We start from the raw sequence: 21,764 nt of genomic DNA, 5'->3' as shown, positions 1-21,764 counted from the left end.
GCAGGCTGCTCGAATGACTCGTGTCGGGGCTATTGACTGTGGGACCAACTCCATCCGCCTCCTGGTTGCCGATGTCGACCCTGGGGCCGGGACCCTGACCGACCTCGAGCGGCGGATGGAGGTCGTCCGGCTCGGGCAGGGCGTGGACCGCACCGGACGGATCGCGCCGGAGGCGCTCGAGCGCACGCTGGATGCGGCGCGCCGATATGCCGAGATCTGCGCCGACCTCGAGGTCGAACGGATCCGGTTCGTGGCCACGTCCGCGACCCGCGATGCGGCGAACCGGCAGGAGTTCGTCGACGGCGTGCACGCCGCCCTGGGGGTCGAGCCGGAGGTGATCGGCGGGCAGGAGGAGGCCGCGCTGTCGTTCCGCGGTGCGACCGCCGTGCTCGCGGGCCGGCACCGCGGCCCGTTCCTCGTGGTCGACCTCGGCGGCGGCTCGACCGAGTTCGCCTTCGGCACCACGTCGCCCGTCGCCGCGTACTCGATCGACGTCGGGTGCGTGCGGCTCACCGAGCGGCACCTGCACGACGATCCCCCCACCCGCGAGCAGATCGCCGCCGCCAGCGCCGACGTCACGGCCGCGCTCGACGCCGCCGCCGCCGTCGTGCCGTTCGGGCGGACGGCGACCCTCGTGGGGCTGGCCGGCTCGGTCACCACGGTCACGGCGCACACGCTCAAGCTGAAGACGTACGACCCGTTCGCCATCGACGGGGCGGAGCTGCGGGTCGACGCCGTGCTCGCCTCCTGCGCGGACCTGCTCGGTCGCTCACGGGCCGAGCGGGCCGCGCTGCCGTTCATGCACCCGGGCCGCGCGGATGTGATCGGTGCGGGGGCGCTGGTGTGGTCCGACGTCGTCGCGCGCGTCCGGGCAGAGGTGGGGATCGCGGGCGGCAAGCTCGGTTTCGTCGTGACCTCGGAGCACGACATCCTTGACGGCATAGCGTGGAGCATCGCCGGATGAGTCACCTACCTGTCCTGCCACCATCGTGACCCGTCCGCAGATCGAGGTTGAACCCCGTGTCAGCAAAGCTCCCCCCGGGCCGCATCCCGAGCATCCGGGATGTCGCGCGCCTCGCCGGAGTCTCCTACCAGACCGTCTCGCGGGTCCTCAACCACCACCCGAGCGTGCGCGACGACACGAAGGCGCGCGTGCTCCAGGTCATGGAGGAGACGCAGTACCGGCCGAACCAGGCCGCCCGGGCGCTGGCGACGAAGCACTCCCGCACGATCGGGGTGCTCTCGGCGTCGAATGCGCAGTACGGTCCCGCGCGGAGCGTCGCCGCGATCGAGGACGCCGCCCGCGAAGCCGGCTACTACGTGAACACGGCGAACCTCTCGGTGGTCGATCCTGAGTCGATCGCGGGTGCGATCGGGCACCTGATGGAGCAGGCGATCGAGGGGCTCGTGGTCATCGCCCCGCAGGTGCGGGTCTTCGACGTCCTTGCGAAGCTGTCGATCGACGTGCCGTACGTGAGCCTGCAGTCCACGGCTGACACCAACCCCCGCACGCTCTCTGCCGATCAGATCGCGGGCGGGTTGATGGCGACCCGCCACCTGATCGAGCTGGGGCACCGCGAGATCATCCACCTTGCCGGCCCGCAGGACTGGATCGAGGCGGAGGCCCGGATGCAGGGCTACCTCGTCGAGATCGACAAGTCCGACCTGTCGGCCTACCCGCCGCTCCTGGGGGATTGGACGGCGAAGTGCGGCTACCTCGCCGGACGCGAGCTGCTGCGGTCCCGGGAGTTCACCGCCGTGTTCGCCGCGAACGACCAGATGGCGCTGGGGCTGCTGCACGCGTTCCGCGACGAGGGCCTGGACGTTCCCCGCGACGTGAGCGTGGTCGGCTTCGACGACATCCCCGACGCCGAGCACTATCTCCCGCCGCTCACCACGGTGCGCCAGGATCATTCGGCCCTCGGTCGTCGCGCGGTCGCGCTCCTCCTCGGCGAGGCCGCCGGGGGCGACGTCGCGCGGGACGCTCGGATCATGCCGGAACTCGTCGTGCGTTCGTCCACGGGCCCAGCTCGAGGCCGGTGAGCGGCCGCTGGACGATCAGGGCCGGCTCCCACCCCGGCGGGGCCGGCGCCTTCGTGTGCGCGGCATCACCGGCGCCAGGGCTATCTCCGCGGCGGGGCCCGTCGATAAACTGCCGGTATGTCCCCCTCTGATCAGCCGGTCGACGCCGCTCACGGCTCCGTGCCCGAGTCCGACGACGCGCTGCCCCCGCGCAAGGTGCCCCGGATCGTGATCCTCGGTGGCGGGACGGTCGGGGTGTACTCGGCCCGACGCCTGCGCAAGCGCCTGGGCAAGCGCGAGGCGGCGATCGTCGTCGTCGATCCCCGTCCGTACATGACCTATGCGCCGTTCCTGCCGGAGGCCGCCGCCGGTTCGATCGACCCGCGCAACGCGGTCGCCCCGCACCGCCGCGCGCTCAAGGGCATCGACGTGCTGTACGGCAAGGTCTCCTCGATCCGGCACGGCGACCGGCGGGTCGAGATCACGCCGGAGGAGGGCGACCCCTACGAGATCTCGTACGACCACCTGATCGTGGGTCTCGGTTCGGTCGCCCGCACGCTGCCGATCCCCGGCCTCGCCGAGGAGGGCATCGGGTTCAAGAACATCGAAGAGGCCATCGCGGTCCGCAACCACGTGCTCAACCGGATCGACGTGGCGTCGTCCATCTGGGACGCCGACCTGCGCCGCAAGATGCTCACGTTCGTGTTCGTCGGCGGCGGGTTCGCCGGGATCGAGGCGCTCGCCGAGGTCGAGGACATGGCGCGCGCGTCGGCGAAGTACTACGACTCCCTCGACGTGTCCGAGCTGCGGTTCGTGCTCGTCGAGGGGTCCGCCCGGATCCTGCCCGAGGTGAGCGCCGAGCTCGGGGGCTACACGCTCGACGAGCTGCGCAAGCGCAACATCGAGATCCACCTGTCGACCTTCCTCACGTCGTGCGTCGGCGGGCACGTCGTGCTGTCCAGCGGGGTCGAGTTCGACGCCGAGACCCTGGTCTGGACCGCCGGGGTGATGGCCAACCCGGTGCTCAAGAAGTCGGACCTGCCGCTCGACAAGCTGGGCCGCGTCATCTGCCTGCCGACGCTGCAGGTCGCGACCGCCGAGGGGGAGGTCATCCCCGACGCATGGGCCGCCGGCGACTGCGCCGCCGTCCCGGACCTGTTCAACCCGGGTCAGACCTGCCCGCCGAACGCCCAGCACGCCCTGCGGGAGGGCAACCACCTCGGCGACAACCTGGCCCGGATCCTGCGCAGCGACGCACCGACCGAGTACAAGCACCGCAACGTCGGCGCGGTCGCCTCGCTCGGCATGTACAAGGGCGTCGCGCAGATGTTCGGCCGGATCAAGGTCCGCGGCTTCCTCGCCTGGGTGCTGCACCGCACGTACCACGTGTTCGCCATGCCGACCCTGAACCGCAAGGTCCGCATCATGGCCGACTGGACCAGCTCGTTGATCTTCCGGCGCGAGGTGGTCGCCCTCGGGTCGCTGCACGACCCGCGTGCCGAGTTCCGCGCCGCGTCGGTGCGGATCCCATTGCCGCCGGCGGAGTCGCTCGGCTAGGTCCCCTGCCCGACGACGTCCGCCTGCCCGACGACGTCCGCCTGCCCGACGACCCCGCCTGCCCGACGACCCCGCCTGCCCGACGGCGATCGCCTGCCCGACGACGTCTCGCCGTCGGGCAGGATGGGGCGCACGCCCCCGTAGCCCAATTGGCAGAGGCAACCGGCTTAAACCCGGTCCAGTGCGGGTTCAAACCCCGTCGGGGGCACTCGTCGTGGCTGAGCTGACCGTGGCTGAGCTGACCGTGGCGGTGCGGCTGATCGTGTCGGTGCGCTGCGCCGAGCCGCGGCTCGGCAGGAACCCGATGAGCAGACCGGCGGCGATCACGGCCATCCCCAGCCAGGCTCCCCGCGCCGGAAAGGGGGCGCTGAAGAGCGCGCCGATGAGCGCGGCGGCGGGCGCCGCGATCCCGGCGCACAGCCCGACGGTGCCCGCACCGAGACGCTGGACACCGGACCCGACCCGCTCCCGCTGTCGACCGTGCCGACCGGCTCCCGATCTGACTGATCGTGCCCGGTCGACACCCCCCTTCGGTGCGGGCATTGTCGATCGTCGGCGCGCGGGTGATGATGGCGGCGGGATCAACGAGCGGAGCGCGGGCATGAGTGACTTGGCACTGGTCGAGGGCGTGCGGCTCCGCGTCGGGGCCGCGCTGTTCGCGCGGGTCGCGGGCGAGCGGGGTCCGGCCCAGCGCGACCGGATCCACCACCGGCCCGGACCGCGCTGGTTCACGCCCGACTCCGCGATCCAGCGGGTGCACGGCGACGCGTCGATGTTCGTCGGCGGCCTGCGCGCGCTCCTGCTCCAGTCGCTGCACCCCGGGGCCATGGCCGCGGTCGCGGCGCACTCGGGCTACCTGGGTGACCCGTGGGGCCGGCTCGAGCGGACGAGCACCTTCCTGGCCATGACCACCTTCGGGGCGGCCGACGACGCCGCCGCCGTCGTCGCGCACGTGCGCTCCGTCCACGAACGCATCAGCGGGGTCACCCCGGAGGGGCTCGAGTACGCCGCCTCCGACCCGCACCTGCTGCGCTGGGTCCACGTCGCCGAGGCAGACAGCTTCCTCGCTGCGCACCAGCGCTACGGCGACAAGCCCCTGGACCGCGCCGGGTGCGACCGGTACGTGGCCGAGGTCGCCGTCGTCGGCGAGGCCTTGGGGGTGATCGACCCGCCGCGGACGCTCGCCGAGCTCACCGCCGAGCTCGAGGCCTACCGGCCCGAGCTCGCCGAGACTCCGGCGGCGCGCGAGGCCGCCCGGTTCATCCTGCTGCGTCCTCCCGTGCCGTGGGTGGCCCTGCCGCCGTACACCGCGCTGACCGGTGCCGCCGTCGGGCTCCTGCCCCGGTGGGCCCGCAAGCCGCTCGGGCTGCCGTACTTCCCGCCGGTCGAGGAGACCGTCGTGCGCGCGAGCGGTCACGCGATCACCTCGATCATCCGGTGGGCGATGGCGCCGGCCGCCTGACGCGCGCCGGGCCAGGACGGGCCCACCGCGGCGATCTGGCCCACGGACCGCGGGGCGGCCGTACTCTGCGAGGAAGACCCCGGAGGACGTACCAATGAAGATGCATCCTGTCCGCACCCACCCCTCGGCCGATCGGCTGCCGCGCGAGGAACAGCTCGCCTGGCGGTTCGCGGCCCTGGCCGTCGACCCGGTCGACGTCGAGCCGGCCGTCGCGGAGATGATCGGCAACCGCATCATCGACAACGCGGCCGTCGCCGCCGCCTCGATCGCGCGCCACCCGGCGGTCTCCGCCCGCGCGCAGGCCGTGGCCCACCCCACGGCGCCCGGCGCCACCGTGTTCGGCCTGGCCGCCGCGCGGCGGTCCTCGCCGGAGTGGGCCGCCTGGGCGAACGGCGTGGCCGTGCGCGAGCTCGACTACCACGACACGTTCCTGGCCGCCGAGTACTCCCACCCGGGCGACAACATCCCGCCGATCCTCGCGGTCGCGCAGCACCGGGGTCGCAGCGGACTCGACCTCGTGCGCGGTGTCGCCACGGGCTATGAGATCCAGGTCGACCTGGTCAAGGGCATGTGCCTGCACGAGCACAAGATCGACCACGTCGCCCACCTCGGCCCGAGCGCCGCGGCCGGGATCGGCACCGCGCTCGGGCTCGATCCCGAGGTCATCTTCCAGGCGATCGGCCAGGCGCTGCACACGACCACGGCGACCCGGCAGTCTCGCAAGGGTGAGATCTCGTCCTGGAAGGCCTATGCCCCGGCCTTCGCCGGGAAGATGGCCGTCGAGGCCGTCGACCGGGCCATGCGCGGCGAGACGTCGCCGACCCCGATCTACGAGGGCGAGGACGGCTTCATCGCGTGGCTGCTGTCCGGCCCGGAGCACGTCTACCAGATCCCGCTGCCCGGACCGGGGGAGGCCAAGCGCGCGATCCTTGACACGTACACGAAGGAGCACTCGGCCGAGTACCAGTCCCAGGCGCTGATCGACCTCGCGCGGCGGATGGGCCCGCTCGTCGGGGACACCGCCCGCGTGCGCAGCATCGTGATCCACACCAGCCACCACACGCACTACGTGATCGGCACCGGCGCGAACGACCCGCAGAAGATGGACCCGACCGCGTCGCGCGAGACGCTCGACCACTCGATCATGTACATCTTCGCGGTCGCCCTGCAGGACGGCGCCTGGCACCACGAGCGCTCGTACGCCCCGGAGCGCGCCGCACGCCCGGACACCGTCGCCCTGTGGCACAAGGTCAGCACGGCCGAGGATCCGGAGTGGACGCGCCGGTACCACGCGGTCGACCCCGCCGAGAAGGCGTTCGGCGGTCGCGTGGTCATCACCCTGGACGACGGGACGGTGCTCGAGGACCAGCTCGCCGTGGCCGACGCCCACCCGCTCGGTGCCCGGCCGTTCGCACGCCCGCAGTACATCGAGAAGTTCCGGACCCTGGCGACGGACGTCATCGACGACGTCGAGCAGGACCGCTTCCTCGCCGCGGTCGCCGAGCTGCCGGACCTGCCGGCCGGCGAGCTGCACCGGCTCACGTTCACCGTGGATCCGGCCCGGCTCGGCGATCTCGCCGCCACGAGCCGGGGGATCTTCTGATGCTGGGTTCGACGCGCACCGCCGCGGCCAAGCGCCAGACGTTCCGGGCCGGCCTGGCCTCCGGGAACCTGCTGCGGATGCCCGGGGCGTTCTCCCCGCTCGTCGCGCGGATCGTCCAGGAGGTCGGGTTCGACGGCGTCTACGTGTCGGGGGCGGCGCTCTCCGCCGACCTCGCCCTGCCCGACATCGGTCTGACCACGCTCAGCGAGGTGGCCGCCCGGGGCGGGGCGATCGCGCAGGGAACCGACCTGCCGACCCTCATCGACGCCGACACCGGCTTCGGTGAGCCGTTGAACGCGGCCCGGACCGTGCGGGTGCTCGAACAGGCCGGGCTCTCGGGGCTGCACCTCGAGGACCAGGTCAACCCCAAGCGGTGCGGTCACCTCGACAACAAGGCGGTCGTGACGGTCGCGGAGATGCTCGGCCGGATCCGGGCCGCCGTCGATGCGCGCACCGACCCGGACTTCGTGATCTGCGCGCGCACCGACGCGCGAAGCGTCGAGGGCCTGTCGGCAGCGATCGACCGCGCGAAGGCGTATGCGGACGCCGGCGCCGACCTGATCTTCGCCGAGGCGCTCGCGGACGAGTCGGAGTTCGAGGCGTTCCGTGCGGGGGTGGACCTCCCGCTGCTGGCGAACATGACGGAGTTCGGCAAGTCGAAGCTCCTCGACGCCGCGACGCTCGAGAACCTCGGGTTCAACGTCGTCATCTACCCGGTCACGACGCTGCGGATCGCCATGGGCGCCGTCGAGGCGGGGCTGCGCACGATCGCGGCGACCGGGACGCAGGAGTCCGTGGTGCCGATGATGCAGACCCGGGCGCGGCTCTACGAGCTGATCGACTACGCCGAGTACAACCGGTTCGACTCCACCATCTTCAACTTCACCTTGGGGGGTGCTGATCAATGACGACAGCAGCGGACGCTTCGGCGACGACAGGCACGACAGGCACGACCGGCACGACGAGCACGACCGGCGCGACGACGGAGCCGGTGATCCACCGCGGGCTCGCCGGCGTGGTCGCCGACACCACGAAGGTCTCAAACGTCATGGCGGAGACCAACTCGCTGACCTACCGCGGGTACGCGGTGCAGGACCTGACCGCGCACTGCAGCTTCGAGCAGGTCGCCTACCTGCTGTGGCACGGCGAGCTCCCGACGCCCGAGGAGCTGGTGGACTTCCAGGCCATGCAGCGGCCCCGTCGCGCACTGTCGCCAGGGCTGATGCTGGCGTTGCGGCTGCTCCCGACCAGCTGCCACCCGATGGACACGCTGCGCACCGCCGTGAGCTGGATCGGCACGGAGGACCCCGACGCGGGCACCTACGACGAGGCGGCCAACCAGCGCAAGAGCGAGATGCTGCTCGCCCAGATCGCGACCGTGGTCGCGATCGACCATCGACGCCGACTCGGCCAGGAACCGATCCCTCCGGACGAGTCGCTCAACTACGTCGACAACTTCTTCCACATGTGTTTCGGTTCGGTGCCCTCGCCGCAGATCGCGCGCGCCTTCGAGACGTCTCTGATCCTGTACATGGAGCACTCGTTCAACGCCTCGACGTTCACGGCGCGGGTGGTCACCTCGACCATGTCCGACCAGTACAGCGCCGTCACCGCGGCGATCGGCGCGCTCAAGGGCCCGCTGCACGGCGGCGCGAACGAGGCCGTCATGCACACGATGCTGGAGATCGGCCACCCGGCGAAGGCGGCCGACTGGATGCGCGCGGAGCTGGCCGCGCACCGCAAGATCATGGGGTTCGGGCACCGCGTGTACAAGAACGAGGACTCGCGGGTCCCGACCATGAAAGCCGCGCTGTGGGACACCGCCGCGGTCGTCGGGGGTGGCGAGCGCTGGACGGAGATGTACACCGCGATGGAGCAGACCATGCTCGCCGAGCGGGGGATCTATCCGAACCTCGACTTCCCGACGGGGCCGGCGTACTACCTCATGGGGTTCAACATCGAGATGTTCACGCCCATGTTCGTGATGTCCCGCGTCGTCGGTTGGACCGCGCACATCGCCGAGCAGCGCGCGCACAACGCGCTGATCCGGCCGCTGAGCAGCTACGACGGCGTCCCGCAGCGGGCCGTCCCGATCGAGCTGGCCACGCGCTAGCCGGGCCGGACGAGGCCCGACTCGTAGGCGAGCACGACGGCCTGGACCCGGTCGCGGAGCTGGAGCTTGCCCAGGATCCGCCCGACGTGCGTCTTGACGGTGGCTTCCGAGAGCACGAAGTGGTCGGCGATCTCCGCGTTCGACATCCCCTCGGCCATCGTCCCCAGCACCTCGAGCTCGCGCGGGGTGAGCGCACGCAGGCGGGGATCGAGCCCGCCTGCGTCGGGGGCGAGATCGCCGGGCGCGGGCAGGTAGCCGGAGAACATCTCGAGCATCCGCCGCGTCACGCGGGGCGAGATGACGGCGTCGCCCGCGGCCACGGTGCGGATCGCCGCGGTGAGCTCGGCCGGGCGGGCGTCCTTGAGCAGGAACCCGCTCGCCCCGGCGCGCAGCCCGGCGAACGCGTACTCGTCGAGGTCGAACGTGGTGAGGATGATGACCCGGCACTCGGGCAGGGCGGCGACGATGCGCTCGGTCGCCTCGATCCCGTTCACCCCGGGCATCCGGACGTCCATCAGCACGACGTCGGGGCGCAGCGCGACGGCCTGCTGGACGGCCCGCTCACCGTCACCCGCCTCGCCCAGCACGACGAGGTCGTCCTCGGCCTCGAGCACGAGCCGGAAACCCATCCGCAGCAGCGCCTGGTCGTCGACCAGCAGAAGGCCGATCTGGTGCCCGGCGGACGATCCGGGCCGGGCCTGCGAAGTCTCCACCGGAGCAGTCTCCCCCAGAGGGGCCGTCGCCTCGGCGACGCTCGCCGGATCGCGTCCCGCAGGACCGCTCGCGGCGTGCCCGGTGCTCATCGCTGGTCCTCTTCCCAGGTCAGGACCGCGTGGGTGCGCCAACCACCCCCGTGGGGGCCGGCCAAGACGACGCCGCCGTAGACCGCGGCCCGCTCGCGCATCCCGATGATGCCCTTCCCCCCACCGGGCCCCCCGCCGGCCCCCCCACCGGGCCCCCCGCCGGAGCCGCTCCCGGCGGGACCGGGTGCCGCCGGGGCCCGCGCGCGCAGGCCGCCGTCGTCGGTCACCGTGATCTCCACCCGGCCGGCGGCATAGGAGAGCCTCAGGTCGACCAGGCCGGCGCCGGGGGCGTGCCGCAGGGCGTTGGTGAGGGACTCCTGGATGATCCGGTAGACCGCCAGCTGCAGCCCGGGGTCGGCGGGCAGCGGCGCACCGGCGAACGTCGTGCGGACCGGCAGCGCGGCGCTGCGGAAGCTCTCGATGAGCTCGGCGAGGTCGGGCACCCCCGGCTGCGGGCCGAGCGGCGCCTCGGGGTCGCGCAGCACCCCGAGCACGCGGCGCATGTCGGCCAGCGCGGTCCGGCCGGTCGCCGAGAGCTCGGTCACCGCGTCGCGAGCGCGTTCGGGGGAGCGGTCCAGGGCGGCGCCGGCGCCGTCGGCCAGGGCGATCATCACCGACAGGCTGTGCGCGACGACGTCGTGCATCTCCCGCGCGATGCGGGCACGCTCCTCGGCCGCGGCGAGCTTGACCTCGTGATCCCGCTCGACGGCGATCCGGTTCGCCCGGTCGACGAGAGCGGCGAGGTGGAGCCGCCGGTTGCGCACGTTGGTGCCGATGGCGATCGCGGCCAGGGCGAGGATCAGCAGGCTCGCGATCGAGGAGAACCGCGAATCGGTGAGCGACTCACCGTCGGGCGACCCGATGAACAGTCCTGACCCGTCGTTGCCCGGGAGGTCCTGCTGCCAGAACCAGACCGCCCCGGACGCGGCGAGCCCGAGGGCGGCGGACGTCAGCCAGGTGGTGCGCAGCGGGCGGGCGGCGGCGACCGCGTAGATCGCGAACCCGATGGCGAGGTCGTACCCGTTGACCTGGCCGGTCACCGCGACCGTGAGCGCCGTGAGGACGCCGATCGCGGTCGCGGTCCAGACCGGGTAGAGCCGCCGCCACATCAGGGCGCCGGCACCGAGCACCGCGAACACCCCGAGCGCGAGCTGCGACGCGTCGGAGAAGATCGCGACGAGCAACGCCGGCACCCCGAACAGGGCGGCGACGGTCGCGTCCATCGTGCGCGGGTGGCGCAGGAAGTAGCGCCGCACCGGTCCGAGCCGCCGCGTGTTCAGCTCGGTGAACACCGGTTCCGGCACACTCACGGCTTCCGCGCTCCTTCCGTCATCGCTCCAGGACCATGCAGAACTGTCGGTCCGCGCCCGACCCCACCTTCGCCCCACCTGCCCACCACCGCGAAACCCGCCTGCGGACCCGGCGGATCGGCGGGTTCGCAGGCGGGCTGGCGGTGGGCCGGTCCGGTCAGGCGTTGCGGCGCTTGAGGAGGACCGCTGCCACCCCGAGCAGCACGACCACCCAGGCGGCCAGGACCGCGAAGCCCTCCCACGGGGTGAGGACCGCGCCGGTGGCGCTCTGTGCCATCAGGTCGATCTGTGCCTGCGGCATCATCAGCTGGCTGCCCGCCGTGGACGGCAGGAACGGGCTGATCTTCTCGAAGAACGTCAGCGGGATGAGCAGGAAGACGTTCTCCACGACCAGCAGGAGGCCGAGCACCGCGGCCAGGGCCGCTGCGGAGTGCCGCAGCAGTGCACCGAACGCGAACGCGAGCAGGGCGATGGCGGTCAGGTACAGCGCCGTGCCGAGCAGGATCCGGATCTGCTCCGGGTCGCCCAGGTCGGTCGCCAGGTCGATCGGGTCGAGCATCGCCCGGGTCGCCACGTACGAGAGCCCGATCGCGATGCTGCTCACGACGAACGAGGTGACGCCGAGCACGAGGGCCTTGGCCCACAGTGCGGGCAGCCGGGTCGGCACGGCCGCGAGCGTCGAGCGGATCATGCCGGTCGAGTACTCGCCACTGATCACCAGGACGCCGAGAACTGCCAGCGTGAGCTGGCCGAAGTAGTACCCGCCGGTCACGACGTTGGCGCCGGTCAGGCCGCCGAAGTCCTCCGGGTTGCCGCCCGCGCCGGTGCTGCTGGTCACGCCCCACGCGAACAGCAGCGAGATGCCGACCATCAGCACGATGGTCGTGGCGAGCGTCCAGACCGTCGAGCGCAGCGTGCGGAACTTGATCCACTCGGAGCGCACCACGCGCGGGAAGGTGAGGTGGATGCGGCCGGTCGAGGCCGTGCCCAGGGGCGTGTCCGTGGCGGAGGTGAGGGTCTCGGTGCTCATCGGTGTGCGCCTTCCTGGGTGGCGGGCGCGGTGTGCGCGCCGGCGTGGTCGGTGTGCGGGCCGGGCTCGCCGGAGTGGTACTCGACCGAGTCCTGCGTCAGGGACATGTACGCGTCCTCGAGGGAGCCGTTCACCGGGGTGAGCTCGTGCAGCACGAGCTGTGCGGCCGCAGCGGCCTCGCCGATCGCCTCGGCCGTGCTGCCGGTGATCTCGACGGCCTGCGGGGCGGTGGACGTGAACGACACGCCGGGGCCTGCGAGCAGCTCGACCAGCCGGGAGGCCTGCGGGCTGCGCACGCGCACCGTGGTGCCGGCTGCGCGGGCGACGATGTCGGCCGTCGTGGCGTCGGCCAGCACGCGGCCGCGCCCGACGACGATGATGTGGTCGGCCGTGAGGGCCATCTCGCTCATGAGGTGCGAGGACAGGAACACGGTGCGGCCCTCGCTCGCGAGGTAGCGCACCAGGTTGCGGACCCAGACGACGCCCTCGGGGTCGAGACCGTTCACCGGCTCGTCGAGGATCAGGGTGCGCGGGTCGCCGAGCAGCGCCGACGCGATCCCGAGCCGCTGGCCCATGCCGAGCGAGAACCCGCCGACCCGCTTCTTGGCGACGGACTCCAGCCCGGTCATCTCGATGACCTCGCGGATGCGGGTCTTGCCGATGCCGTGGGTGGCGCCCATCGCGAGCAGGTGGTTGTACGCGCTGCGGCCGGTGTGGATGGCCTTGGCGTCGAGCAGGGCGCCGACCTGGCGCAGCGGGTCGCGGTGCTGGGCGTACGGGCGGCCGTTGACGGTCACCGTGCCGTGCGTGGGGCGGTCCAGACCGACGATCATCCGCATCGTGGTGGACTTCCCGGCGCCGTTCGGGCCGAGGAAGCCGGTGACTTTGCCCGGGTGGACGGTGAACGAGACGTCGTCCACCGCCGTCTTGCTTCCGTATCGCTTGGTCAGGCCGTGGGCCTCGATCATGGTGAGGAGTCCTTCGGATTCGGGAGTGGCGCAGTCGCAACAGGCCGCCAGGAGCGACGCTACGGCGTGCGCCCACCGCGGCGAGCCCCCCGGGGGAGTGATCTGTCTGTGGACCGCCTGTACGCCGCAAGGAGGATGCGCGGGTCCTCGGGATGAGGCTGTGGATCGCCGGTGAGATCGCCGGGTCGGGAACGAGATCCGCGGACGGTGCGTTGCGTAGAGTAAGAAACGGCCAGAGGCCTTGCACCGATCCTCCGCAGCTGCGGAGCGGGCAGCGCATGACCAGGAGGAATTGATGAGCAACCCCGTCTTCGAGAACAACGCGATCTTCCGCGACCCGAAGAAGGCAGGAAAGCCGAACCAGGCCGGCCAGCAGTCCGGCACGGTGCTGCAGGGCAACGCGACCGCGACCGCCGGCTACAACGCCGCGTCGTTGGACCAGATGTACAACGCGCCGTCGGCCACCTCCGTGCAGACCGGCCGGATGACGTACGACGACGTGATCATGAAGAGCGGCTTCCTGCTCACCATCGTCGTGGCGTTCGCTGCCGTCACCTGGGTCGTGGCGCCCGAGGCGGCTCGGATGCCGCTCGCCATCGGCGGCGCGCTCATCGGCTTCGTGCTCGGCATGGTCAACTCGTTCAAGAAGAGCCCGAGCCCCGCGCTGATCATGCTGTACGGCGCGGCCGAGGGCGTCTTCCTCGGAGGGATCTCCTGGTACTTCGAGGCCCAGTGGCCCGGCATCGTGGTGCAGGCCGTCCTCGCGACCATGTCGACGTTCGCCGCCTGCCTCGTGCTGTTCCGCTCCGGCAAGGTGCGCGTCACGCCCAAGTTCACCAAGTGGCTGCTGGTCGCGATGGTCGGCTACCTCGTGTTCTCGCTGGTCAACGTGCTGCTCATGGTCTTCAACGTCGGTGGCGGGGAGTTCGGCCCGCTGCGCAGCGGCGGCCTGGGCATCGTCGTCGGGCTGTTCGCCGTCGGCCTGGCCGCAGCCATGCTGATCATGGACTTCGACTCGATCAAGCGCGGCGTCGAGCAGGGCGTGGCGGCGAAGTTCGCCTGGACCGCGGCCTTCGGCCTCATCGTCACGCTCGTGTGGATGTACCTCGAGTTCCTCCGCCTGATCGCGATCCTGCGGAACTGACCGGTTCGCACGACCCGCACCACCCGAGCGCTGACGTCCGAGAGGGCGTCGGCGCTCGGCCGTTCAGGGCGGTCCGGGGGCGCGGGCAGCCGCGCCGGTAGCATCGAGCCGCCGCACGTTCCCGTCCCGGCCGCCCCGATTCGAAAGTCCTCACGCGATGAAGTACGCCCAGCACATCACCGAGCTCGTCGGGAACACCCCCCTCGTCCGGCTCACGTCCGTGACCCGCGGGCTGTCGGCGACCGTCCTGGTGAAGGTCGAGTACCTCAACCCCGGCGGGTCGGTCAAGGACCGGATCGCGCTGAAGATGGTCGAGGCGGCCGAGGCCAGCGGCGCGCTGCTCCCGGGCGGCACCATCGTCGAGCCCACGAGCGGCAACACCGGGGTCGGGCTCGCGCTCGTGGCCCAGCGCAAGGGCTACCGGTGCGTGTTCGTGTGCCCCGACAAGGTGTCCCAGGACAAGCGTGACGTGCTCACGGCCTACGGCGCCGAGGTCCTCGTGACCCCGACCGCCGTCGCGCCGGACCACCCGGACTCGTACTACTCGGTCTCCGACCGCCTCAGCCGCGAGATCCCGGGGGCGTGGAAGCCGAACCAGTACGCGAACCCGAACGGTCCCGCGAGCCACTACGAGACCACCGGGCCCGAGATCTGGGCCGACACCGACGGGCGCATCACGCACTTCGTCGCGGGGGTCGGCACCGGCGGCACGATCACCGGTACGGGCCGGTTCCTCAAGGACGCGAGCGCCGCCCGGGCCGACGGCGGCGTCGTCGTGGTCGGCGCCGACCCCGAGGGGTCCGTGTACTCGGGCGGGGACGGACGCCCGTACCTCGTCGAGGGCGTCGGCGAGGACTTCTGGCCGACCGCCTACGACCCGACCGTGCCCGACGAGATCATCGCCGTCTCCGACGCCGACTCGTTCGCCATGACCCGCCGGCTCGCCCGGGAGGAGGGGCTGCTCGTGGGCGGCTCGTCCGGGATGGCGGTGGTCGCCGCGCTGCGGCTGGCCGCGCGGCTCGAGACAGCCCGCGCAGAGAACCCCGGCGGGCCGGCCCCGGTCGTCGTCGTCCTGCTGCCCGACGGCGGTCGCGGCTACCTGTCGAAGATCTTCAGCGACCCGTGGATGCGGTCCTACGGCTTCCTCAGCGGCGGCGAGGGGGCCAGCGTCGCGGACGTGCTCCGCACCAAGTCCGGCGACCTGCCCGAGCTGGTGCACACGCACCCGACCGAGACGGTCCGCGACGCGATCGAGATCCTGCAGAAGTACGGCGTCTCGCAGATGCCCGTCGTCAAGGCCGAGCCCCCGGTGATGCTCGGGGAGGTGGCGGGCTCGGTCAGCGAGCGCACCCTGACCGATGCGGTGTTCTCCGGGGCTGCGGCGCTGGCGGACCGGGTCGACAAGCACATGTCCGCGCCGCTGCCGCTCATCGGCACCGGTGAGAGCGTCGAGACCGCCCGCAAGGCGCTGGCCGAGTGCGACGCGCTCCTCGTGGTCGACGACGGCAACCCCGTCGGCGTCCTGACCCGCTCCGACCTGCTGGGCTACCTGACCCGCTGACCCCCAGCCCCGGGCAGGTCCCGGGGAAGATGATCGCTTCACCGACTCAAGGAGATGTACCTGTGACTGTTCAGCTGCCCGTGGCCACCGGAACGTTCGGCGACAAGCCCACGCTCACCTTCCCCGACGTCGCCGCGCCGGCCGACCTCCAGGTCGTCGTGCTCGAGCCGGGTGACGGCGAGATGGTCGTGGCCGGCGACGACCTCGTCGTGAACTACCTCGGTCAGACGTGGGGCGGGGCGATCTTCGACAACTCCTACGACCGCGGCACCCCGATCAGCTTCCCGATCGGCCTGGGCGCCGTCATCGCGGGCTGGGACGAGGGCCTCGTCGGCCGGCAGATCGGCTCCCGCCTGCTCCTGTCGATCCCGCCGCACCTCGGCTACGGCCCCCGCGGCATGCCCGCCGCCGGGATCAAGGGCACCGACACCCTCGTGTTCGTCGTCGACATCGTCGGCGTGAACTGACCTGAGATGGCGATCAGCCGAGCCGCCCTGCTCGTCATCCGGTTGCACGGGCTCGTGTTCCGGTGGACCGGCGGGCGGGTCGGCGGCCGGCTCGGGCACCTCGAGCAGGTCCTGTTCACCACCACCGGGCGCACCACCGGCCATGCGCGCACCACGCCGCTCGCGGTGACGGTGGTGGGTGACAAGCTCGTCCTGATCGCCTCGGCCGGCGGCGCGGATCGCGATCCCGGGTGGTACCGCAACCTGGTGGCCCACCCCGACGTGGTCGTCCAGCGCGGCGCCGTGCCCCGACCGATGCGTGCGCGCACCGCCGAGGGCGACGAGCGGGTCGAGCTGTGGGCCGCGGCGGTGGCGAACAACCCCGGCTACGCCGGCTACCAGACCAAGACCACCCGGCCGATCCCGGTCGTGGTCTGCGAACCGCGCGATCCCGGGCCGAAGTAGTCCTTCTGCGCTGAGGTAGTCCTTCGTGAAGGACTACCTCAGCGCGAAAGCACGATCTCACTGCTACCGCTGCCCGACGGCGGCATCCGCTGCCGTCGGCGGCGGGCTCAGCTCTTCGTGAGCCCGATCGGGCATGACACCCCGGTGCCACCCAGCCCGCAGTAGCCGTTCGGGTTCTTCGCGAGGTACTGCTGGTGGTACTCCTCGGCGTAGTAGAACGTCCCCGCCTCGGCCGCCGGGCGGATCTCGGTCGTGATCGCGCGGAAGCCCGCGCGGGTCAGCTCCACCTGGTACGCGGCGCGGGTCGCCTCGACGGCGGCCTCCTGCTCGGGCGTCACGTACAGCGCGGACCGGTACTGCGTCCCCGAGTCGTTGCCCTGCCGGAAGCCCTGCGTCGGGTCGTGCGACGTCCAGAACGCGCGGATCAGGTCCTCGTGCGAGAGCACGGCCGGGTCGTACGCGACCATCACCGCCTCGGTGTGCCCGGTCTGGCCGGTGCAGACCTCCTCGTAGGTCGGGAACGGCGTGAACCCGCCCTGGTACCCGACGGCGGTCGTCACCACGCCCGGGAGCTGCCACATCGCCTTCTCGGCGCCCCAGAAGCACCCCATCGCAAGGAACAGCTGGGCGGTCCCGGCCGGCCATGGACCCTGCAGCGACGTGCCCAGCACGGCGTGCGTCGCCGGGATCTCGTACGCGTACCCGTCCCGACCGCGCAGCGCGCGCTCGGGGGCCACCATCGTCGTCTTGAGCATCGATCCGAACATGTGCGTCACCTTCCGTCCAACACCAACGCGCCCGCTGCAGCCTCCGGCGCGTGAGCGTTCCGCTCGACCGGTGCAACGCGCGCAGACCCGACGGGTGTTCCCGTCTGCCCGTCCGCGTAGCCTGGCTCCCGTGACCACCTCGCCCCAGCACCTGCCGCCTGAGCCCGACTGGACCACCGCAGGTTTCGCGACCCGCGCGATCCACGCCGGACAGGATCCGGACGCCGCCACGGGCGCGGTGGTGACCCCGATCTTCCAGGTGTCCACGTTCAAGCAGGACGGCGTCGGGGGGCTGCGCGGCGGGTACGAGTACTCGCGCTCCGGCAACCCGACCCGGGCCGCGCTCGAGGAGGCCCTCGCGGCCGTCGAGGGTGGCGCGCACGGCTACGCGTTCGCCTCGGGTCTCGCGGCCGAGGACACCCTGCTGCGCGCGGTGCTGCGTCCCGGCGACCACGTCGTGATGGGCAACGACGCCTACGGCGGCACCTACCGCCTGATCGCGCGGGTGTTCGGGCCCTGGGGCATCGACCACACGCCCGTCGACCTCACCGACCTCGACGCGGTGCTCGCGGCCATCGAGCCCGGTCGCACGAAGGCGGTCTGGGTCGAGACGCCGACCAACCCGCTGCTCGGGGTCAGCGACATCGCGGCGATCGCCGCGATGTGCCGTGCGGCCGGCGCGCTGCTCGTCGTCGACAACACCTTCGCCACGCCCTACCTGCAGCAGCCGCTGGCGCTCGGGGCGGACGTCGTCGTGCACTCGACGACCAAGTACATCGGCGGCCACAGCGACGTCGTCGGCGGGGCCCTCGTGGTGGCCGACGGCGCGCAGCTGCCGATCGGGCTGGACGGGCCGACCGGCACGACGGCGCTCGCCGACGCGGTCGCGTTCCAGCAGAACGCCTCGGGCGCGGTCGCCGGCCCGTTCGACTCCTGGCTCACCCTGCGCGGCCTCAAGACGCTGGCGGTCCGCATGGACCGGCACTGCGCGAACGCCGCCGCGGTCGCGGCGTTCCTCGAGGGGCACGACAAGGTCACCGAGGTGATCTACCCCGGGCTCGCCTCGCACCCCGGGCACGAGGTCGCTGCGGCGCAGATGAGCGGTTTCGGCGGCATGATCTCGTTCCGCACCGGCGATGTCGAGACCTCGCTCGCGGTGTGCGCACGCACGCACGTGTTCACGCTCGCCGAGTCGCTCGGCGGCGTCGAGTCGCTGATCGAGCTCCCCGGGCAGATGACCCATGGCGCGCTGGTCGGGACCGCCCTCGAGGTGCCGGCGGACCTGATCCGGCTCTCGGTCGGGATCGAGGACGTCGCCGACCTGATCGCCGACCTGACCCAGGCCCTCGCGTGACGCCGTCGGACCCCACCTCGAACCCGACCGTGGACGCTGCCGTGCCGGTGCCGGTGCCGGAGACGAGCCCGAGCCCGAGCCCGAACCCGCTGGACGCTGCGCTCCCGAGGTCCGTGCAGCTGTCGGCGGCCTGGTCGTGGCGGCTGCTCCTGATCGCGGCGGCGACCGCGGCCGGGCTGTGGCTGCTCGCGTTCTTCAAGGTCATCGCGGTCTCGGTCACGGTCGCGCTGCTGCTCAGCGTGCTCCTGGCGCCGGTGGCGAGGTGGCTGCGCCGGCGCGTGCGGTTCTCGCGGGTCGCGGCGTCCGCCACGTCCGTGGTCGGGCTGCTCGTGGTGGTCGGCGGTCTGCTCACCCTCGCGGGCAGCTCGATCGCCAACGGCTTCGCCGACCTCGCGGACCAGGCCTCCGCCGGCATCGACACGCTGGTCAGCTGGCTGTCGACCGGGCCGCTGCAGATCAGCGCCGAACAGATCGAGGTGTACCGCGACCAGATCTCGACGTCGGTGAGCGACAACGCCTCGTCGCTGCTCTCGGGTGCGCTGTCGGTGACGACCACGCTCGGACATGTCGGTGCCGGTGCGCTCATCACCCTGTTCTGCACCCTGTTCTTCCTGATCGACGGGCGGCAGATCTGGTCGTGGCTGATCGGGCTGCTGCCGAAGTCGGCACGTGAGCGCACGCACGAGGCCGGCCGTCGGGGCCTGGTCGCGCTGGGCGCGTACACCCGCACGCAGATCCTGGTGGCGCTGGTGGACGCCGTCGGCATCGGGATCGGCGCCGCGATCCTGCAGGTCCCGCTCGCGCTGCCGCTCGCGACGCTCGTCTTCCTCGGCTCGTTCATCCCGATCGTCGGTGCGCTGGTGTCCGGCTCGGTTGCGGTCCTGGTCGCCCTGGTGGCGCACGGTCCGGTGATCGCGCTCGCCATGTTCGCCGTCGTGCTGCTGGTGCAGCAGATCGAGGGGCACCTGCTGCAGCCCCTGCTGATGGGGCACGCGGTCTCGTTGCACCCGGTCGCGGTGCTGCTCGCCGTCGCCGCGGGCACCCTGGCGGCGGGCATCGTCGGCGCGCTGTTCGCCGTGCCGATCGCGGCGGTGGTCAACACGGTGCTCCTGTACCTCAACGGGCACGACAAGTACCCCGAGCTCGGGACCGACCCGTTCGTCCCGACCCGGTCCGTGGCGTGACCGCGCACGGCGAGCCGGCTCAGGTGGCCCTCGCAGCATCGCCCGACGCCCCGGGGGTCACCCTGGCCGACATCCAGGCCGCGGCTCGCCTGCTCGACGGCGTCGCGACCCGTACCCCGGTGGAGGAGAGCCGCGGGCTCTCGGCCCTGGCCGGCACCCGGGTCGTGTTCAAGTGCGAGAACCTCCAACGCGCGGGCTCGTTCAAGATCCGCGGCGCCTACGTGCGGATGGCGCGACTGTCCGCGGCCGAGCAGGCCCGTGGAGTGGTGGCGGCCAGCGCCGGCAACCACGCGCAGGGCGTGGCGCTCGCGGCCCAGCTGCTCGGGATCGACGCCGTCGTGTACATGCCGACCGACGCCGCGCTGCCGAAGATCGCCGCCACCCGGGACTACGGTGCCGAGGTCCGCCTCGTGGGTACCTCGGTCGACGAGGCCCTCGTCGCCGCGCGCGCCGACGCGGAGCGGACCGGCGCGGTGCTGATCCACCCGTTCGACCACGTCGACATCGTCGCGGGCCAGGGAACCGTCGGTCTCGAGATCCTCGAGCAGGTCCCCGACGTCAAGACGATCCTCGTGCCGATCGGCGGCGGTGGCCTGGCTGCGGGCATCGCGACCGCGGTCCGCGCCCTGCGGCCCGACGTGCGCGTCGTCGGCGTGCAGGCGGCCAACGCGGCGTCGTACCCGGACTCGCTGGCGGCCGGTCACCCGGTCACCGCGGCCCGGCTCGCGACGATGGCGGACGGGATCGCGGTCGGCACGCCCGGCCTGGTGCCGTTCACGCTGCTGCAGCAGGCGGGCGTCGAGGTCCGGACCGTCAGCGAGGAGGGCATCTCCCGGGCGCTGCTGCTCGTGGCCGAGCGCGGCAAGCTCCTCGTCGAGCCGTCGGGTGCCGCTGCGGTCGCGGCCCTGATGGCCGATCCGGGCGAGTTCGAGGGGCCCGCGGTCGCGGTCCTGTCCGGCGGGAACATCGACCCGCTCGTGCTGCTGCGCGTGCTGCGCCACGGGCTCGCGTCGGCGGGGCGCTACCTGCAGTTCCGGGTGCGGATCGACGATCGGCCCGGATCGCTCGCCGCTCTGCTCGCGCAGCTGGCCGCCAGCGGGGGCAACGTCATGCACATCGGGCACGTGCGCACGCGTGGGGACCTCGCGATCGCCGAGGTCGAGATCGACGTCCAGCTCGAGACCAAGGGCCCGGACCACTGCGCCCAGGTGCTCGACCAGCTCAGCGCGGCCGGCTTCCGCATCGTCCCCGGCTGACCGCCCGCCGCCCAGACAGCGACGAACCGGGAGGAGTGGCTGCCTGACCGAGGGTCAGGGCGACCACTTCTCCCGGTTCGTCGACTTCGCTGTCGGTCGACCTCGCCGGCCGCCCGCCTCGCGACGTGCCTGAGGCTGGGCGGGTGGGGTCAGGGCTGGAAGGGCTTGGCGGCCAGGATCTCGACCTGGACCTGCTTGCCGTTCGGCGTCTCGTAGCTCACCTTGTCGCCGACCTTGCTCCCGCTGATCGCGGCGCCGAGCGGGGACGTCGGGGAGTACACGTCGATCTGCGTCGACCCGGCGATCTCGCGCGAGCCGAGCAGGAACGTCATCTCGTCGCCCGCCACCACGGCGGTGACGACCATGCCCTGCTCGACGACGCCGTCGTCGGGCGGGGTGCCGATCTCGACGTGGCGCAGCTTCGCGGTGAGCTCGCGGATGCGGGCCTCCATCTTGGCCTGCTCCTCGCGGGCGGCGTGGTAGCCGCCGTTCTCCTTGAGGTCACCCTCGTCGCGGGCCGAGGCAATCTTCCCGGTGATGTCGGTGCGGCCCGGCCCGGACAGCTGGTCGAGCTCGGCCTTGAGCCGGTCGTAGGCCTCCTGGGTCAGCCATGTGACGGCGGCAGTCTCGGTCACGATCGCTCCTTCCTTGCTTCAATAGCGCGCATCTGTCGGCACGGGACGCACCCGTGGAATTGGATACGCCAGTGACCACGCTTG

At 72.0% G+C, this 21,764-nt stretch carries 22 protein-coding genes and 1 tRNA gene; 15 read left to right on the top strand and 8 right to left on the bottom strand.

Annotation, left to right across the window (positions count from 1 at the left end):
- Window positions 1-13 precede the first annotated feature (13 nt).
- The 3 genes from EUA98_RS13360 (at window position 14) to EUA98_RS13350 (ending at window position 3,579) form a co-directional block, all read left to right on the top strand.
- Complete coding sequence (locus EUA98_RS13360; protein ID WP_130103182.1) at window positions 14-964, top strand: Ppx/GppA phosphatase family protein; 951 nt, start codon at window positions 14-16, stop codon at window positions 962-964.
- Between the two features lie 56 nt (window positions 965-1,020).
- Window positions 1,021-2,043: a LacI family DNA-binding transcriptional regulator gene (locus tag EUA98_RS13355; protein ID WP_130103181.1), complete on the top strand. Its 1,023-nt coding sequence runs from the start codon at window positions 1,021-1,023 to the stop codon at window positions 2,041-2,043.
- Window positions 2,044-2,160: 117 nt separating this feature from the next.
- The gene (locus tag EUA98_RS13350) at window positions 2,161-3,579 is read left to right on the top strand and encodes an NAD(P)/FAD-dependent oxidoreductase (RefSeq protein ID WP_130103180.1); all 1,419 of its coding nucleotides are present in this window, start codon (window positions 2,161-2,163) and stop codon (window positions 3,577-3,579) included.
- Here EUA98_RS13350 and EUA98_RS19805 read toward each other — a convergent pair.
- Window positions 3,576-3,713 (bottom strand): hypothetical protein, encoded by a 138-nt coding sequence (locus EUA98_RS19805; RefSeq protein WP_165372835.1) that lies wholly within the window; start codon window positions 3,711-3,713, stop codon window positions 3,576-3,578. The two genes, EUA98_RS13350 and EUA98_RS19805, sit on opposite strands and share 4 nt — an antisense overlap.
- Here EUA98_RS19805 and EUA98_RS13345 point away from each other — a divergent pair.
- Window positions 3,714-3,787, top strand: a tRNA-Leu gene (locus EUA98_RS13345).
- On the opposite strand, the gene EUA98_RS13340 is transcribed toward EUA98_RS13345, so the two are convergent.
- Window positions 3,769-4,122, bottom strand: a complete 354-nt coding sequence (locus EUA98_RS13340) for a hypothetical protein (protein WP_130103179.1) — start codon at window positions 4,120-4,122, stop codon at window positions 3,769-3,771. The two genes, EUA98_RS13345 and EUA98_RS13340, sit on opposite strands and share 19 nt — an antisense overlap.
- Window positions 4,123-4,180: 58 nt before the next feature.
- On the opposite strand from EUA98_RS13340, the gene EUA98_RS13335 reads away from it, so the two are divergent.
- From EUA98_RS13335 to EUA98_RS13320, 4 genes are all read left to right on the top strand, one after another.
- On the top strand, window positions 4,181-5,041 hold the full coding sequence (locus tag EUA98_RS13335; protein WP_130103178.1) for an oxygenase MpaB family protein: 861 nt from the start codon (window positions 4,181-4,183) through the stop codon (window positions 5,039-5,041).
- Window positions 5,042-5,135: 94 nt separating this feature from the next.
- Window positions 5,136-6,644 (top strand): MmgE/PrpD family protein, encoded by a 1,509-nt coding sequence (locus tag EUA98_RS13330; RefSeq protein ID WP_130103177.1) that lies wholly within the window; start codon window positions 5,136-5,138, stop codon window positions 6,642-6,644.
- The gene (prpB, locus tag EUA98_RS13325; protein WP_130103176.1) at window positions 6,644-7,552 is read left to right on the top strand and encodes a methylisocitrate lyase; all 909 of its coding nucleotides are present in this window, start codon (window positions 6,644-6,646) and stop codon (window positions 7,550-7,552) included. Before EUA98_RS13330 ends, prpB begins: the two co-directional genes overlap by 1 nt.
- Window positions 7,549-8,757, top strand: a complete 1,209-nt coding sequence (locus EUA98_RS13320) for a bifunctional 2-methylcitrate synthase/citrate synthase (RefSeq protein ID WP_130103175.1) — start codon at window positions 7,549-7,551, stop codon at window positions 8,755-8,757. The genes prpB and EUA98_RS13320 overlap by 4 nt, the downstream gene beginning before the upstream one ends.
- Here the strand turns inward: EUA98_RS13320 and EUA98_RS13315 are convergent.
- From EUA98_RS13315 to EUA98_RS13300, 4 genes are all read right to left on the bottom strand, one after another.
- The gene (locus EUA98_RS13315; RefSeq protein WP_255424309.1) at window positions 8,754-9,470 is read right to left on the bottom strand and encodes a response regulator; all 717 of its coding nucleotides are present in this window, start codon (window positions 9,468-9,470) and stop codon (window positions 8,754-8,756) included. The genes EUA98_RS13320 and EUA98_RS13315 overlap by 4 nt on opposite strands.
- Before the next feature lie 86 nt (window positions 9,471-9,556).
- Window positions 9,557-10,870, bottom strand: coding sequence for a sensor histidine kinase (locus EUA98_RS13310; protein ID WP_130103173.1), 1,314 nt, complete (start codon window positions 10,868-10,870; stop codon window positions 9,557-9,559).
- Between the two features lie 157 nt (window positions 10,871-11,027).
- Window positions 11,028-11,900 (bottom strand): ABC transporter permease subunit, encoded by an 873-nt coding sequence (locus tag EUA98_RS13305; protein ID WP_130103172.1) that lies wholly within the window; start codon window positions 11,898-11,900, stop codon window positions 11,028-11,030.
- The gene (locus EUA98_RS13300; RefSeq protein ID WP_130103171.1) at window positions 11,897-12,868 is read right to left on the bottom strand and encodes an ABC transporter ATP-binding protein; all 972 of its coding nucleotides are present in this window, start codon (window positions 12,866-12,868) and stop codon (window positions 11,897-11,899) included. The genes EUA98_RS13305 and EUA98_RS13300 overlap by 4 nt, the downstream gene beginning before the upstream one ends.
- A gap of 295 nt (window positions 12,869-13,163) precedes the next feature.
- On the opposite strand from EUA98_RS13300, the gene EUA98_RS13295 reads away from it, so the two are divergent.
- From EUA98_RS13295 to EUA98_RS13280, 4 genes are all read left to right on the top strand, one after another.
- A complete protein-coding gene (locus EUA98_RS13295; RefSeq protein ID WP_130103170.1) occupies window positions 13,164-14,012 on the top strand; it encodes a Bax inhibitor-1/YccA family protein in 849 nt (282 codons plus the stop codon).
- A 157-nt stretch (window positions 14,013-14,169) separates the two neighbouring features.
- On the top strand, window positions 14,170-15,573 hold the full coding sequence (locus tag EUA98_RS13290; protein WP_130103169.1) for a cystathionine beta-synthase: 1,404 nt from the start codon (window positions 14,170-14,172) through the stop codon (window positions 15,571-15,573).
- 62 nt (window positions 15,574-15,635) lie between these two features.
- Window positions 15,636-16,040 (top strand): FKBP-type peptidyl-prolyl cis-trans isomerase, encoded by a 405-nt coding sequence (locus tag EUA98_RS13285; RefSeq protein ID WP_207219088.1) that lies wholly within the window; start codon window positions 15,636-15,638, stop codon window positions 16,038-16,040.
- 6 nt (window positions 16,041-16,046) lie between these two features.
- Window positions 16,047-16,484, top strand: coding sequence for a nitroreductase family deazaflavin-dependent oxidoreductase (locus EUA98_RS13280; protein ID WP_130103167.1), 438 nt, complete (start codon window positions 16,047-16,049; stop codon window positions 16,482-16,484).
- Window positions 16,485-16,591: 107 nt separating this feature from the next.
- On the opposite strand, the gene msrA is transcribed toward EUA98_RS13280, so the two are convergent.
- Window positions 16,592-17,251, bottom strand: a complete 660-nt coding sequence (msrA, locus tag EUA98_RS13275; protein WP_130103166.1) for a peptide-methionine (S)-S-oxide reductase MsrA — start codon at window positions 17,249-17,251, stop codon at window positions 16,592-16,594.
- Window positions 17,252-17,372: 121 nt separating this feature from the next.
- Between msrA and EUA98_RS13270 the strand changes: the two genes are divergently transcribed.
- The 3 genes from EUA98_RS13270 to ilvA are packed head-to-tail and all read left to right on the top strand — an operon-like array spanning window position 17,373 to window position 21,045.
- Window positions 17,373-18,605, top strand: a complete 1,233-nt coding sequence (locus EUA98_RS13270) for a cystathionine gamma-synthase (protein ID WP_434063497.1) — start codon at window positions 17,373-17,375, stop codon at window positions 18,603-18,605.
- Window positions 18,602-19,789: an AI-2E family transporter gene (locus tag EUA98_RS13265; RefSeq protein ID WP_434063496.1), complete on the top strand. Its 1,188-nt coding sequence runs from the start codon at window positions 18,602-18,604 to the stop codon at window positions 19,787-19,789. Before EUA98_RS13270 ends, EUA98_RS13265 begins: the two co-directional genes overlap by 4 nt.
- A gap of 23 nt (window positions 19,790-19,812) precedes the next feature.
- Entirely contained in the window at window positions 19,813-21,045 is a 1,233-nt protein-coding gene (gene ilvA, locus EUA98_RS13260) for a threonine ammonia-lyase (RefSeq protein ID WP_130103191.1), read from the top strand.
- Between the two features lie 149 nt (window positions 21,046-21,194).
- Here ilvA and greA read toward each other — a convergent pair whose 3' ends face one another.
- Window positions 21,195-21,680, bottom strand: a complete 486-nt coding sequence (greA, locus tag EUA98_RS13255; protein WP_130103165.1) for a transcription elongation factor GreA — start codon at window positions 21,678-21,680, stop codon at window positions 21,195-21,197.
- Window positions 21,681-21,764: the final 84 nt, after the last annotated feature.

The sequence above is a fragment of the Pengzhenrongella frigida genome (genome assembly GCF_004168625.1).
Lineage (GTDB): Bacteria > Actinomycetota > Actinomycetes > Actinomycetales > Cellulomonadaceae > Pengzhenrongella > Pengzhenrongella frigida.
The sequence above is the reverse complement of the archived record's forward strand: the minus strand, read 5'-3'. Positions and strand labels throughout refer to the sequence as shown.

Excerpts from the sequence above, each read along its gene's own strand:
- EUA98_RS13330 (WP_130103177.1), top strand. The coding sequence starts at position 5,136 with ATGAAGATGCATCCTGTCCGCACCCACCCCTCGGCCGATCGGCTGCCG.
- EUA98_RS13280 (WP_130103167.1), top strand. The coding sequence starts at position 16,047 with ATGGCGATCAGCCGAGCCGCCCTGCTCGTCATCCGGTTGCACGGGCTC.
- EUA98_RS13350 (WP_130103180.1), top strand. The coding sequence starts at position 2,161 with ATGTCCCCCTCTGATCAGCCGGTCGACGCCGCTCACGGCTCCGTGCCC.
- EUA98_RS13305 (WP_130103172.1), bottom strand. The coding sequence starts at position 11,900 with ATGAGCACCGAGACCCTCACCTCCGCCACGGACACGCCCCTGGGCACG.
- EUA98_RS13295 (WP_130103170.1), top strand. The coding sequence starts at position 13,164 with ATGAGCAACCCCGTCTTCGAGAACAACGCGATCTTCCGCGACCCGAAG.
- EUA98_RS13335 (WP_130103178.1), top strand. The coding sequence starts at position 4,181 with ATGAGTGACTTGGCACTGGTCGAGGGCGTGCGGCTCCGCGTCGGGGCC.
- EUA98_RS13320 (WP_130103175.1), top strand. The coding sequence starts at position 7,549 with ATGACGACAGCAGCGGACGCTTCGGCGACGACAGGCACGACAGGCACG.
- EUA98_RS13300 (WP_130103171.1), bottom strand. The coding sequence starts at position 12,868 with ATGATCGAGGCCCACGGCCTGACCAAGCGATACGGAAGCAAGACGGCG.
- EUA98_RS13340 (WP_130103179.1), bottom strand. The coding sequence starts at position 4,122 with ATGCCCGCACCGAAGGGGGGTGTCGACCGGGCACGATCAGTCAGATCG.
- EUA98_RS13360 (WP_130103182.1), top strand. The coding sequence starts at position 14 with ATGACTCGTGTCGGGGCTATTGACTGTGGGACCAACTCCATCCGCCTC.
- EUA98_RS13290 (WP_130103169.1), top strand. The coding sequence starts at position 14,170 with ATGAAGTACGCCCAGCACATCACCGAGCTCGTCGGGAACACCCCCCTC.
- prpB (WP_130103176.1), top strand. The coding sequence starts at position 6,644 with ATGCTGGGTTCGACGCGCACCGCCGCGGCCAAGCGCCAGACGTTCCGG.
- msrA (WP_130103166.1), bottom strand. The coding sequence starts at position 17,251 with ATGTTCGGATCGATGCTCAAGACGACGATGGTGGCCCCCGAGCGCGCG.